This is a genomic window from Oryzobacter telluris, assembly GCF_043099285.1.
Classification (GTDB): domain Bacteria; phylum Actinomycetota; class Actinomycetes; order Actinomycetales; family Dermatophilaceae; genus Oryzobacter; species Oryzobacter telluris.
This window is the reverse complement of the sequence record NZ_CP170723.1, coordinates 2645153-2658039: the sequence shown is the minus strand read 5'-3', so window position 1 is coordinate 2658039 and position 12887 is coordinate 2645153. Positions and strand designations below refer to the sequence as shown.

15 protein-coding genes and 1 riboswitch are annotated in these 12887 nt (G+C 72.0%); of the genes, 9 read left to right on the top strand and 6 right to left on the bottom strand.

What is annotated here, in order from left to right; all coding sequences use genetic code 11:
* Positions 1-53: 53 nt before the first annotated feature.
* Positions 54-926: an SDR family oxidoreductase gene (locus ACFLFB_RS12205; protein WP_392542450.1), complete on the bottom strand. Its 873-nt coding sequence runs from the start codon at positions 924-926 to the stop codon at positions 54-56.
* 167 nt (positions 927-1093) lie between these two features.
* Between ACFLFB_RS12205 and ACFLFB_RS12200 the strand changes: the two genes are divergently transcribed.
* The 6 genes from ACFLFB_RS12200 (at position 1094) to ACFLFB_RS12175 (ending at position 5774) form a co-directional block, all read left to right on the top strand.
* Entirely contained in the window at positions 1094-1465 is a 372-nt protein-coding gene (locus ACFLFB_RS12200) for a winged helix-turn-helix transcriptional regulator (RefSeq protein WP_392545418.1), read from the top strand.
* A gap of 183 nt (positions 1466-1648) precedes the next feature.
* Complete coding sequence (locus tag ACFLFB_RS12195) at positions 1649-2209, top strand: DUF6318 family protein (RefSeq protein ID WP_392542449.1); 561 nt, start codon at positions 1649-1651, stop codon at positions 2207-2209.
* 467 nt (positions 2210-2676) lie between these two features.
* The gene (locus ACFLFB_RS12190; protein WP_392542448.1) at positions 2677-3135 is read left to right on the top strand and encodes a hypothetical protein; all 459 of its coding nucleotides are present in this window, start codon (positions 2677-2679) and stop codon (positions 3133-3135) included.
* 202 nt (positions 3136-3337) lie between these two features.
* Positions 3338-4042: a SprT-like domain-containing protein gene (locus ACFLFB_RS12185; RefSeq protein WP_392542447.1), complete on the top strand. Its 705-nt coding sequence runs from the start codon at positions 3338-3340 to the stop codon at positions 4040-4042.
* A gap of 83 nt (positions 4043-4125) precedes the next feature.
* On the top strand, positions 4126-5124 hold the full coding sequence (locus tag ACFLFB_RS12180) for a patatin-like phospholipase family protein (RefSeq protein WP_392542446.1): 999 nt from the start codon (positions 4126-4128) through the stop codon (positions 5122-5124).
* Between the two features lie 203 nt (positions 5125-5327).
* Entirely contained in the window at positions 5328-5774 is a 447-nt protein-coding gene (locus tag ACFLFB_RS12175) for a hypothetical protein (RefSeq protein WP_392542445.1), read from the top strand.
* Here the strand turns inward: ACFLFB_RS12175 and ACFLFB_RS12170 are convergent.
* A complete protein-coding gene (locus ACFLFB_RS12170) occupies positions 5754-6665 on the bottom strand; it encodes an alpha/beta fold hydrolase (protein WP_392542444.1) in 912 nt (303 codons plus the stop codon). The two genes, ACFLFB_RS12175 and ACFLFB_RS12170, sit on opposite strands and share 21 nt — an antisense overlap.
* Positions 6666-6732: 67 nt before the next feature.
* Between ACFLFB_RS12170 and ACFLFB_RS12165 the strand changes: the two genes are divergently transcribed.
* Together ACFLFB_RS12165 and ACFLFB_RS12160 are read left to right on the top strand one after the other, a co-directional pair.
* Positions 6733-7095 (top strand): hypothetical protein, encoded by a 363-nt coding sequence (locus ACFLFB_RS12165; protein WP_392542443.1) that lies wholly within the window; start codon positions 6733-6735, stop codon positions 7093-7095.
* A complete protein-coding gene (locus tag ACFLFB_RS12160; protein WP_392542442.1) occupies positions 7088-7507 on the top strand; it encodes a hypothetical protein in 420 nt (139 codons plus the stop codon). The genes ACFLFB_RS12165 and ACFLFB_RS12160 overlap by 8 nt, the downstream gene beginning before the upstream one ends.
* A 35-nt stretch (positions 7508-7542) precedes the next feature.
* On the opposite strand, the gene ACFLFB_RS12155 is transcribed toward ACFLFB_RS12160, so the two are convergent.
* Together ACFLFB_RS12155 and mgrA are read right to left on the bottom strand one after the other, a co-directional pair.
* Positions 7543-7980, bottom strand: a complete 438-nt coding sequence (locus ACFLFB_RS12155; protein ID WP_392542441.1) for a nitroreductase family deazaflavin-dependent oxidoreductase — start codon at positions 7978-7980, stop codon at positions 7543-7545.
* Between the two features lie 13 nt (positions 7981-7993).
* Entirely contained in the window at positions 7994-9040 is a 1047-nt protein-coding gene (mgrA, locus tag ACFLFB_RS12150; RefSeq protein WP_392542440.1) for an L-glyceraldehyde 3-phosphate reductase, read from the bottom strand.
* A 90-nt stretch (positions 9041-9130) separates the two neighbouring features.
* A riboswitch (SAM riboswitch) is annotated at positions 9131-9243 on the top strand.
* Between the two features lie 82 nt (positions 9244-9325).
* Between mgrA and ACFLFB_RS12145 the strand changes: the two genes are divergently transcribed.
* Positions 9326-10708 (top strand): bifunctional o-acetylhomoserine/o-acetylserine sulfhydrylase, encoded by a 1383-nt coding sequence (locus tag ACFLFB_RS12145; RefSeq protein ID WP_392542439.1) that lies wholly within the window; start codon positions 9326-9328, stop codon positions 10706-10708.
* Between the two features lie 88 nt (positions 10709-10796).
* Here the strand turns inward: ACFLFB_RS12145 and ACFLFB_RS12140 are convergent, their stop codons facing one another.
* Positions 10797-12116, bottom strand: a complete 1320-nt coding sequence (locus tag ACFLFB_RS12140) for a hypothetical protein (protein WP_392542438.1) — start codon at positions 12114-12116, stop codon at positions 10797-10799.
* Positions 12117-12126: 10 nt separating this feature from the next.
* Complete coding sequence (locus ACFLFB_RS12135) at positions 12127-12783, bottom strand: class I SAM-dependent methyltransferase (RefSeq protein WP_392542437.1); 657 nt, start codon at positions 12781-12783, stop codon at positions 12127-12129.
* Between the last annotated feature and the right edge of the window lie 104 nt (positions 12784-12887).

Sequence of the window (12887 nt, the reverse complement as noted above, 5' to 3'; positions counted from 1 at the left end):
GCGTCGGCCGGGTCGCCGCACGCCCGAGAGCGTGGGGCGACCCGGCCGGTGCCTCAGGAGGCGGAGGGGGCGAGGGCGCTGACGGCCTCGGCCACGGCCTCGCGGTACGAGGTGGGGCGGCGGCCGATGAGGCGCTCGAGGTCACCGGTCGTCACCTCGAGCTCGCCACGGGCGATGCCGGCGTCGGCGTCGGCGAGGACCTCGGCGAAGGGGCGGGGCAGGCCGGCACCGGCGAGGATCTCGACGAGCTGGTCGCCGGGGACCTCGGTGTAGGTGACGTCGCGGCCGGAGGCCTCGGAGACGGCGGCCGCGAGCTCGCCGAGGGTGAAGGACTCACCGCCGAGCTCGTGGACCCGGCCCGCGGAGTCGTCGGCGAGGAGGGCCGCGGCGGCGGCGTCCGCGAAGTCGGCCCGGGTGGCGCCGCTGATCCGGCCCTCGCCCGCGGCGCCGACGACGCCGTGCTCGAGGTAGGTCGGGATCTGGGGGAGGTAGTTCTCGAGGTACCAGCTGTTGCGCAGGAAGGTGTGGGGGAGGCCGGAGGCGGTGATGAGCTCCTCGGTGGCGCGGTGCTCCCCGGCGAGGAGCATCGCGTTGGTGTCGGCCTTGGGGATGCTCGTGTAGGCGATGAGCTCGACGCCGGCGTCCTTGGCCGCGTCGATGACGTTGCCGTGCTGGGCGACCCGCTGGCCGACCTCGCTGCCGGAGATGAGCAGGACCTTGGTGGCGCCCTCGAGGGCGGTCCTCAGGCTGGCCGGGTCGGCGTAGTCGGCGACGGCGGTGCGGACGCCGAGGGCGGCGAGCGGGGCGAGCTTCGCCTCGTCGCGACCGGTGGCGACGACGTCCTGGGGCGCGGCGCCGCGGCGCAGGAGGGCCTCGATGACGAGGTGGCCGAGCTGGCCGGTGGCTCCGGTGACGACGATGGTCATGGCGGTGGGTCCTTTCGGGGGGTGGTCCGCGGGGTGGGGTGCTGATCGCCGCGGGTGGCTTCGTGACCGGCCCAACCTCGCGGTGGCGGAAACCCTTCCCTCGGTGGGTACGCACTTTCCGGTAAGGTACGCACGTGCAGGTAAGTGACGAGGTCAGTGGTGTCGGTGTGCTCGATGCCGTGCGTTCGCTCAGCGAGCGGTCGCCGGGTGAGGTGTTCGCGGCGGCGTGCCCGAGCAGGGTCGTCCTCGACCACGTGACGAGCAAGTGGGGCGTGCTGGTTCTCGTGGCGCTGGCCGACGGACCGCAGCGGTGGAGCGAGCTGCGCCGTCGGGCCGAGGGCATCAGCGAGAAGATGCTGGCCCAGACGCTGCGGACCCTTGAGGCCGACGCGTTCGTCCACCGCGACGCGCAGGCGGTCATCCCGCCGCGGGTCGACTACAGCCTCACGCCTCGTGGTTCTGAGCTGGTGGCGCTGCTGCTGCCCCTGTTCGGGTGGGTCGTCGACCACGCCGACGAGATCGTCGCCGGCACGCGCTGATCCCTGACGTGCTGGGCCCCCTTCTGTGGCGGGTCCCCGGCCGAGATCTGTGGATAACTCGACTGGCGAAGTCGGGGGGTTTGGCTAGCGTTGTCCTGCGGGGCCGACGAGGGGCGGCCGGGAAGGGACGCAGGTGCGATGACGCGACGAACGGGGTCGGGGCCGCCGGTGCGAGGTGGGTTCGTGCTCGCCGCGATGGTGGCCGGTGCGGCGCTCGTCCTCGGCGGCTGCCAGTCGGAGGACGCGCCGCCGGCCACGCCGTCGCCGTCCGTGACGTCGCCCAGCCCCTCCCCGAGCCCCTCGCCAACCCCCTCTGCGTCCCCGACCGGCGGTGACGTCCCCGCAGCGGCGCGCGAGAACACGAAGAAGGGTGGAGAAGCCTTCGTCCGCTACTTCTTCGATCAGGTCAACGTCGCGTGGACCCAGCCGAAGGCCGGGGTCATCGCCGAGCTCGGCGAACCCAAGTGTGAGTTCTGCGTCAACACAGAAGAGACTGCTGCGTTCCTCGTGAAGGAGAAGCAGCGTTACGACCAGGACCCCTTGTCGCTTGCGCGGGTTGAGGGGCTCACGGCTCCGGAAGGTCAGTTGTATTTCTTCGTCGAGGGGACTCAGAACCGCGCGAGCATCGTGGACGCCTCGGGCAAAGTGCTGGCGACAGACCCGAAGAAGCCGCTGCGGATGAATGTCGCAATCAGGTGGGCTACTGACCGGTGGTCCTTTGTAGGTGCGGAGACGGCGGGGTGAAGACCACGCTTCGGGCTTTCGCCGCAGGCCTGACCATCTCCGTGGCGTTGGGGTGGCTGGCTCCCACAGCGCTCGCAAGCACGCCGCCAGCTCACCATGAACCCGGGCACACCGGCTCAGTGACTGACAGCCTGTCCGACACGGGCGCGGTCCTCGACCTCGTCGATAGTCGCGAGATGGCGGATCTCGCTGCCGCCTACTGGCGGGGTGCGTCTAAAGGCCCGTGGTACGACTACCGCGACGCGTCAGTCTGTGGCGGACATCCCGATCGGCCCAACTCAGACAACCTTTGCGAACGGTCGATGATCCTGTGCGCGAGTGGCGCTTCCGGTGACGGACCGGCCGTGGCCATCTTCTCGCGAGAGGTAGATCGGCAGGGCGCACCAGTTCCAGGGCCCTCCGGCGAATGGGTCTATCGGGGCTATACCTGCCTCCCAGACTCGATTCCTGGGAACGCGGGCCTCACCATGGCAATGATTCGTGACGCCTTCCACGAGACCGACTTCTCGGTGCCGACGGTGAACATCCAGCCGGAGGGTGACGTCACGCTCGTGCACCTCCCGACGTACTTCGAGGTGAAGTTCCCGACGCAGGGCTTCGGGCCGGACGAGGTCGACACCCCTGACCCGGCTCGGTTGCTCGGGTACCGGATCGAGGTGCGCCCAGTGCTCAAGTCGGTGACCTACCACCTGGGCGAGACGACGATCGGGCCGACGACGTCGCTGGGTGGTCCGCACCCGAGCGGCGACGTCCGGGCCACGTACTCGCGGCCGGGGGAGTACCAGGTGCGCGCCGACATCACCTACACGGGACAGTTCCGGGTGGGCGGGAGCCAGTGGTTCGACATCCCGGGCCAGGTCGACCTGCAAGGAGCGCCGGTGGTCCTGACCGTCCGCGAGGCCAAGGCCCGGCTCTACACCCCCTGACGTCAGCAAGTTTGGCTGGTTCGAGGTATTCGGGCGGTGCGGGATGCCGGCGGAATACCTCGAACGGGGGGAGCGGGCTCAGGGCCGGTCGCGACACGGCAATCGGCTCGACGCGCAGTGTCGGGGCGTTGTCGGTGGTCCCGCCTAGATTTCGATTCAGCACCGAACACAGCGAGACCGGCAACGGGAGAGGAGGCAGACCATGGAGATGACTCGAGCACTCGCCACGGGTCGGCGCCTCCTGCGTGAGCACGGGCTCGACGACTGGACCATCGTCGCCGACCGCGCCAAGACCCGGGCCGGGGTGTGCCGTTTCGCCAAGCGCCAGATCGGGATCAGCGCGCCCATCACCGCCCTGCACGACGAGTCCGAGGTCCTCGACACGATCCTGCACGAGATCGCCCACGCCCTCGTCGGGCCGCAGCACGGCCACGATGCCGTGTGGCGGGCGAAGGCCCAGCAGATCGGGTGCTCGGGGGAGCGCTGCGTCTCCACGGACTCGCCCCGCGTCCCGGGCGACTGGGTCGGGCGGTGCACCGCCGGTCACGAGAAGACCCGCCACCGCGCGCCGAGCCGGCTGATGTCCTGCGGGGAGTGCTCGCGTCGCTTCGACCCCCGACACCTGTTCACCTGGACGTTCCGCGGCCGTCCGGCATCGCTGCCCCCGTCGTACGCGTCCCAGCTCGCCGCGCTGCGGGTCCTGGAGCAGAAGCAGGCCGCGAGGCCGCCTTTGCGCGTGGGCGACAGCGTCGAGATCGTCGCGCCCGGCTCGTGGCAGCACCTCATCGGCGAGCTCGAGCTGGTGGGCGCGGTCCGCTGCCAGGTGAGGGTGGTGGACGACCTCGTCAGCCTGCCCGTCGACGCCGTCCGACCCCTGCGCTCAGCCGCCCGGGCCTCCTTTCGCTGAACGTCGGGGGGCAATCGCCCGCGTGAGGACGCTCACGCGTCGTGTGGTCGATCGGCCCTCGCGGCCACGGGGACAATGGATGGATGAGTGAGCACGACCTCCGCACCCGCGACGCGCTGGGCAGTTCGGGTGACGACCGCGCGGCCGCCCTCACCGCAGGGTCGCCCGCAGAGGCCGACGCGACCCGTCCGGTGGAGCACGCCGACACCCACGACGACGGCTTCACCCCGTGGCACGCCCCGACCCAGGGCACCGAGCGCGCCTTCGTCCTCGCGGGTGGGGGAGCGACCGGGATCGCCTGGGAGGCCGGCATCGTCGTGGGCCTGCGCGACGGCGGCGTCGACGTCCGTGAGGCCGACACGATGATCGGCACGAGCGCCGGCTCGATGGTCGCCGCCCACCTGCGCATCGGCACCGACGAGGGCAACGCCTTCGCCCGCATCCGCGAGGGCGCCCCGCTCGCCGGGTACGGCCGCCTCGGCCCGGGCGACGCGACGCGCTACCTGCGCGCCCAGCTCAACCTCGACCCGCGACGCGGACGCGCCCTGGTCGGGACCGCCGCCCTGCGCGCCCGAACCCTCACCGAGGACGCCTGGCTGGAGACCATCGGCCTCGGCCTCACCGGCAAGGACTGGCCGCAGGGCCGCCTGCTCATCACGGCCGTCGAGGCCCGCACCGGAACCTCGGTGGTCTTCGACAACACCAGCGGCGTCCCCCTCGAGCGCGCGGTCGCCGCCAGCTGTGCCGTCCCCGGTGTCTTCCCGGCCGTCGAGGTCGGCGGCCGACGGTACGTCGACGGCGGCCTGCGGAGCATCGGCAACATCGACCTCGCGGCCGGGCACCGGCGCGTCGTCGCGCTCGCGCCGTACCCGATCGGCTCCCGCCCCAGGGACACCCCGCCCCTGCAGCTGGCTCGCCTGCGGCCGCGGGCAAAGACCTTCCTCGTGCTCCCCGACCCCAGAGACCTCTGGGCGATGGGCGCCAACCCCTTCGACACCAGCCGCGGCGGCGGCACGTTCGAGACCGCCCGGCTCCACGGCCAGCGGATCGCCGAGCGCGTCGGCGACGTCTGGCACGGCTGACCGGCGCGACGACGACCACCTGACCAACGCCCGGCTGGCCGCGATTGCCGGGGCAGCCGGGCGGCTCAGGAGCACGGCTGAGCGCACCGACATCCGGCCGTCCACCGGCAGCGATGACGCGCCCCGCGTGTGTCAGGGACGCCGCCCCCGTCCTCTTCCCCGCCATGAGGCCACGACCCGTGGCCCGCCCGGGAGGACCCACCATGGCCGTGCTCGACTCGCTGCCGCTGATCCGGCTGCCCGAGTCCTGGCCCCTGCCCGTCGTCGCGACCCTCGCGATGGCCGCGCTCGCGGGCCTGGACCTCGTCGGCGCCTTCGCGGCCAAGCAGTGGGCCGAGGAGAAGAACACGCTCGCCCTCGTCCTGGGCGCCGTGTCCTTCCTCGTCCTGTTCTGGGTCTACGCGTCCTCGCTGCAGTACGCCGAGCTCGCGGTGGTGACCATGGGCTGGATCGTCCTGCTCCAGGTCGGCATCGTCGTCGTCGACCGGGTCCACTTCGGGGCCACCCTGCCCGCGGGCAAGATGGCGGCGATCGTCGTCATCCTGGCTGCCCAGGGGTACCTGCTCCTCGCCCCGAGCCCCACGACCTCGGGGACCACCGTCGAGGCCGGTGCCTCGTCCGTGTCCGGCTCAGCCCCGAGCGCTCGCTGACGACCGACGGGCCCGCGCGGCGTTCCGCGTGATCTCCTCGACCATCTCCGCCCGCCGCGGACCCGGCAGGTCGTGGGCCATGTCGGGGAACATCACGAGCTTCGAGCCGGGCACCGCCCGCGCCGTGGCGACCCCGCCGCTGGGGAGGATGAGCCGGTCGAGCAGCCCGTGGATGACGAGCGTCGGCACCGTCACGGACCGCAGGCCGGGCGTGCGGTCGGGGCTGGCCTGGATGGCGAGCAGCTGACGGATCGTGCCCAGCGGGTTGACGTTGCGCGACACCGCGTGGCGCACCGCTGCGCCGACCTCGTCGGCGTCGAAGTGCGGCCCGGCGATGAGCCGGAACCCCTCGAGCCCGAGCCGGGCGGCCTCCTCGGGGTCCTCCGGCCGCGGCGCGGACATGCCCATCGCCATCGTCGGCAGCAGCTTCGGCGACACCGCCCCGTACCGGCGGTTCCCGGTGTTCGACATGATCGAGCACAGGCTGAGCACCCGCTCGGGGTGGTCGATGGTCAGCTGCTGGGCGATCATCCCGCCCATCGACACCCCGACGACGTGCACGCGTTCCACGCCCAGGTGGTCGAGCAGGGCGACGGCGTCACCCGCCATGTCGGCGATGACGTAGTCCGACCGGGCGTACCGGCGGTGGGCGAACCCGCGGAACAGGGCGGACCGCGGCGGCACCGGCCCCTCCGTCTTCGAGGACAGCCCGATGTCGCGGTTGTCCATCCGGATGACGCGGAAGCCGCGGTCGACGAGCCCCGCCACGAAGTCCTCCGGCCACGCGACGAGCTGCGTGCCGAGCCCCATGAGGAGGAGCATCGCCTCGCCGTCATCGGGTCCGTCGACCTCGTACTCGATGGTGACGTCTCCGAGCTGCGCACTGGTCATGTCGAGAGTCTGGCACCCCCCGGTGGGCGCCACCGAGCGCCCGCGCCGATCCGGTTAGGGTGGGCGCGTGATCGAGGCAGTGACGTGGACCGTCGTGGCTCTGGCGACCGTCCTGCTCGTGGTCGCCGGCGTCTACGCCTGGCTCGACCGCCTCATCGACGACCGGCTGCTCGCCCTCATCGCGCTCATCGAGGTGGGACTCGTCATCCAGCTGGTCGTCGGGCTCCTCGACCTCGGGAGCATCGACGACTCCACCGAGCAGGCGACGTTCGCGGCCTACCTCATCTCGCTCCCGCTCATCCCGGTGGGCACCGGTCTGCTCACCCTCAAGGAGAAGACCCGGTGGGCCATGGGCTCGCTCGCGGTCGGCGCGTTCGCGGTCGCCGTGATGACGGCCCGCTGTCTCCAGATCTGGACCACCCATGCCTGACACCGCGCCCCACCCCGACGACACGCGCCGCGCCCTCGGCGGCCCCGGCGTCGTGCTCGTCGTCGCCTACGGCGTGTTGGCCCTGGCGGCCACGGGTCGCTCGGTGCTGCAGATCCTCAGCTACTTCGACAAGGCCCCGCTCGCCTACGTGCTCTCCGCCGTCGCCGCCGTGGTCTACGTCCTGGCCACGTGGTGCCTCGCCCGCGGCGGGCGCTGGGTGCGGGTGGGCATCGCCGCCTGCACGATCGAGCTCGTCGGCGTCCTCACCGTCGGCACGGCCTCCTACCTGGCGTCAGGGGCGTTCCCGGACAAGACGGTGTGGTCGCACTTCGGCCAGGGCTACGGCTTCGTGCCGCTCGTCCTGCCCGTGCTCGGCCTGCTGTGGTTCCGCCGCGTCGACCGGGCCGCCTGACGCCTCACGGCGGACGACCCGGTCGACGAACCGGGTCAGGACCCGGCGGGCTCGAGCAGCAGCACCGGGATGAGCCGGTCGGTCTTCACCTGGTACTCGGCGTAGGGCGGGAACGCGGCCACGCAGCGCTCCCACCACTCCTCGCGCTCGGTGCCGCTGATCTCGCGCGCGACGGCGGCCCACGACCGGGTGCCGTCCTGCAGCGTGATCGCGGGGTCGGCGAGGAGGTTGGCGTACCACTGCGGATGGGTGGGGGCGCCGCCCTTGCTCGCGACGGCGGCGTAGACGCCCTCGTGCTCGACGCGCATCAGGGGCACCTTGCGGACCGCCCCCGTCTTCGCGCCGCGCATCGTCAGCATGACGACCGGGCGGTTCTGCACGTGGACGGCGCTGGTGTCGCCGGCGGCCTCGATGGCCTCGACCTGCTGGCGCACCCAGGTGGTGGGGCTCGGGACGTAGTCGGTGTCGCTCATGTGGGTGTGCAACTCACTTGTCGCTCGAGGTCTTCCACAGGTTGATGCCGGCTTCCACCGCGTGCTTGTCGATCTTGGCCAGCTCCTCTGTGGAGAACGTCAGGTTCTTCACCGCGTCGAGGCTGTCGTCGAGCTGCGCGACCGAGCTCGCGCCGATGAGGACCGAGGTGACCCGGGAGTCGCGAAGCGCCCAGGCCAGCGCCATCTGCGCGAGCGACTGGCCGCGCGCCTTCGCCATCCGGTCGAGGGCGCGGACGTGCTTGAGCGACTCGGGCGTCAGGAGGTTCGGGTCGAGCGACTTCCCCTGTGCCGCACGGGAGTCGGCGGGGACGCCCTTGAGGTACTTGTTGGTGAGCATCCCCTGCGCGAGCGGCGAGAAGGCGATGCAGCCGGTACCGGTGTCGCCGAGGGCGTCGAGCAGGTCCTCCTCGATCCAGCGGTTGAGCATCGAGTACGACGGCTGGTGGATGAGCAGCGGCGTGCCGAGGTCGCGCAGGATGGCGACGGCCTCGCGGGTGCGCTCGCCCGAGTACGACGAGATGCCGGCGTAGAGCGCCTTGCCCGAGCGGACGAGGGAGTCGAGCGCGCCCATCGTCTCCTCGAGCGGCGTGCTCTCGTCGAACCGGTGCGAGTAGAAGATGTCGACGTAGTCGAGGCCCATCCGCTTCAGCGACTGCTCGGCGGAGGCGATGACGTACTTGCGCGAGCCGCCGCCCTGCCCGTACGGGCCGGGCCACATGTCGTAGCCGGCCTTCGAGGAGATGATGAGCTCGTCGCGGTAGGGGCGGAAGTCGCGGGCGAAGATCGTGCCGAAGTTGCGCTCGGCGGCGCCGTAGGGCGGGCCGTAGTTGTTGGCGAGGTCGAAGTGGGTCACACCGCGGTCGAAGGCCCGGCGCAGGGTCGCCTGCTGCCGCTCGAGGGGGACGTCGTCGCCGAAGTTGTGCCACAGGCCCAGCGACACCGCGGGCAGGTCGAGGCCGGAGCGCCCGACCCGGCGGTAGGGCATCCCGGCGCGGTACCGCCCGGGGGCGGCCTTGTACTCGTCAGCGTGGAAGGTCATGCCCCCATCCTGTCGCACTGCCCGACCGCAGCGTGAGACGGCATCCGAGGGCCCGTGACCCCCGCGAGGGGCAGTCGTACGATCGGTGCAGGTCATGAGTGCCAGCGCCAAGCCCCGGCTCGCTGGCCGGCAACCCTCCTCCCGCGGTGGGGTGCCCCGGGTGAGGACCTGGCGAGCGACGCCGTCGCTCGCAAGCGCGGGACGTCCGACCCCGGTTGTTCCGCACCGACCGACCGTCGTGTGCCGGGTGGCTGCCCGGCACACCAACAGCTGGGAGTGATGACGATGAGCGACCCCTCGCAGTGGGGCTTCGAGACCAAGCAGGTGCACGCGGGGCAGGTCCCCGACAGCGCCACGGGCGCCCGCGCCCTGCCGATCTACCAGACGACGTCGTACGTCTTCAACGACACGACGCACGCGGCGAACCTGTTCGCGCTCAAGGAGTTCGGCAACATCTACACGCGGATCATGAACCCGACGCAGGATGCCGTCGAGCAGCGGATCGCCGCGCTCGAGGGTGGCGCGGCGGCCCTGCTCGTGTCGTCCGGACAGGCCGCCACCACCTTGGGCCTGCTCAACATCGCGGAGGCCGGTGACCACATCGTCTCCAGCGCCGCGCTCTACGGCGGCACGGTGAACCTGCTGAAGTACACCTTCAAGAAGCTGGGGATCGAGGTCTCGTTCGTCGAGGACCACACGAACCTCGACGCCTGGCGCGCCGCGGTCCGCCCGAACACCAAGGCCTTCTTCGGCGAGACGATCGCCAACCCCAAGGCCGAGCTGCTCGACATCGAGGGCGTGGCCGCGGTCGCGCACGAGGTGGGCGTCCCGCTCGTCGTCGACAACACCATCGCCACCCCGTACCTGCTGCGGCCGCTGGAGTGGGGCGCCGACGTGGTCATCCACTCGGCGACGAAGTACCTCGGCGGCCACGGCACGTCCATCGCCGGCGTCATCGTCGACGGCGGGACCTTCGACTACGGCAAGGACCCGGAGAAGTTCCCCAACTACAACACGCCCGAGGAGAGCTACCACGGGCTGGTGTTCGCCCGGGACCTCGGTGTCGGCGGCATCCTCGGGGCCAACCTCGCCTACATCCTCAAGGCGCGGGTGCAGCTGCTGCGCGACCTCGGCTCGGCCATCTCGCCGTTCAACGCCTTCCTCATCGGCCAGGGCCTGGAGACGCTGAGCCTGCGGGTCGAGCGCCACGTCGAGAACGCGCACCACGTGGCGTCCTACCTGCAGGAGCACCCGCAGGTGGAGGCCGTGCGCTGGGCCTCGCTCGACGGCCAGCCGGGCAAGGAGCTCGCCGACAAGTACACGCCCAAGGGCGCCGGGGCGGTCCTCGCGTTCGAGATCGCGGGCGGGCTCGAGGCGGGCCAGCGCTTCGTCGAGGGGCTGTCGCTGCACAGCCACGTCGCGAACATCGGCGACGTGCGCTCGCTCGCCATCCACCCGGCCTCGACCACCCACAGCCAGGGTGGCGATGACGACCGCCTCGCCGCGGGCGTGACGCCGGGCCTGGTCCGGCTCGCGGTCGGCATCGAGTCGATCACCGACATCATCGCCGACCTCGACGCGGGGTTCGCCGCGGCCGGTGGCGGCGGGTCGTCCGAGGGCGACCTCGGGGCCGAGCAGCCGGCCGACCTCGCGGGATCCCCCGTCTGAGATCGGCTGCGCCACCACGGATGACGACGGCCGGCTTCCCGAGGAGGGGAGCCGGCCGTCGTCGTCGGTCGAGGTGGTGCTGCGGCGGTCAGGTGCCGGCGGTCGGGGCGCCGGCAGGCGTCGCCGAGGCGGCGAGGTCGGCGTACGACGACCGGTCCCACCGGTGCGCGAAGTTCGGGTCCGGGGAGACCCAGCCCGGGCCGTAGAGGCGCTCGAGGTAGACCTCGGCCCGCGCGGGGACGCGGCACTCGACGCCGAGCAGCTCGGCCACCGCGGTGGGGTACATCGTCGAGCGGTCCAGGCCGCCCCGGGTGCCCGGGTACCAGGAGATGGCGTCGCCCTCGAAGAGCCCGACGAAGACGTCGACGTGCTTGCTGCGCGCGGTGCGGCCGACCTGGCGGTGCGCCGACCACGTACCGCGCACGTCGAAACCCCTCTCGCGCAGGAAGGCCGACACCGTCTCGAGCCCGTCGGCGAGGGTCGCGGCCTCGTGCGGCTCGAACCCGATGATGAGGTCGAGGTCGTCGTCGTGGGGGATGAGGGCCTTGTCGCGAACGACGGACAGCACCGAGCCGAAGCCGAGGCAGACGTGGGGCGTCAGCTCGCGCAGCGCCTCGACGACCTCCGAGGCGAAGCGCACGTACGTGACCTTCTCCTCGTCCGACCAGAACCGGAACGATCGGTGCGCGCCGTGGATGGTCCAGAGCAGCTCGCGGGGAGGGAGCAGCTCCTCGTTGACGAGGGCGCGGAAGGCCTTGACCAGCTCGGGGTCGACGCCGTCAAGGCGCTTGAGGGCCTTCGGGTACGCCCCGCGGGCGCAGTCGACCACGGCGTCGCGCAGGGCGACGAGGTCGGTATCGGCACCGCCGAGGGGGAGCCCTGCCGCGGTCCGACGCAGCTGGCGGTGGCGGGCCTGCCCGTCGAACAGGACGTGGGAACGGAAGCGGGTGCGGGCCGTGACGCGCAGGGTCGACGCTCGCGCCGCGGTCTCGTTCGCGACGTTGCGCAGGCGCACCGTGGTCAGCGCCACCGGCTTCGCGAAGCGGACCTCGACCCAGCCGTTCGCGTCCTTCTCGGTGTGTACCCGGGTGCCTCCGGGGCGGTCCCAGTCGAACAGCGCGCCGGGGGTGAACGTCTCGCGGTAGGAGCCGTACCAGGACGACGCGGTCACCGTGGCGCCCGCCGAGGCGTCGCTGCCGTCGGCGGTCTCGAGCCCGATGGACTGCAGGTGCAGGAACTGGTCGGTCAGCTCGAGGCGCAGCACCGACACGCGCCCGACCGTGACCGGCACCTCGAGCACGCCGCTCGGCCCGACCCAGGCCAGGTCGGGGAAGTCCCGCAGGACGGTGTCGACGAGGCCGCGCAGCGGCGCGAGGCGCTCGGCGGCGGAGGTGACGGGCGTCGTCATCGGGGCAGGCTCACGTGCGGCGGAAGAGCGTGCGCGCGACGTAGGCGTCGTCGTGGCGCCACTTGGCGAAGCCGAAGCCCTCGACCGCGTACGTGACCTCGAAGCCCCGCTCGAGCGCCCGCGCCTGGAAGGTCGCCGGGAGGACGTAGCGGCGGAAGTGCGCGCCCGTCTCCTTGGCTCCGACCTGGTCACGCACGGTGCGGTACTCCACGGCGAGGGCGTCGCCGGGGGAGGTGAGGGCGGCCGCGAGGTCGAGGAAGGTCTTCTCCTCGGCGTCGGTGATGGCGTGGACGAAGAAGCGGGCGTAGACGAGGTGCGGCCCGGGGGAGCCGGCGAGGCGCTGGGGCAGGGCGGGGTCGTCGATGCTCGACTGGAGGAAGGTGGCCGGCTCGCCGAGGGCGGCCGCCAGGGCGGTGCAGCTCGCGACCGCGGCGTCCGAGGCGTCGACGCCGGTGACGTCGTGGCCGTTGCCCGCGAAGAAGATGGAGTCGCGACCGTTGCCGCAGCCCAGCTCGATGACGCGGTGCGGGCCCTCGAGCTCGCCGGCGACGAACGTCGCGAACTGCGACGGGAGGGGGCGACGGGTCGTGGAGCGCTCCGCGTAGTAGGCGTTCCAGTAGTCCGAGCGGTCCTCGGTCGTCGTCGTGCTGTGCGCGGCGTCGGTCATCAGGTGGCAGTCCTCGTCGGAGGGGCCCGCACCCTCGCGCGCCCGTTGCGGCGACAATCTAGCCGGGTGCGCCACCGGTCCGCCGCAAGGTTCCTCGCGGGAAC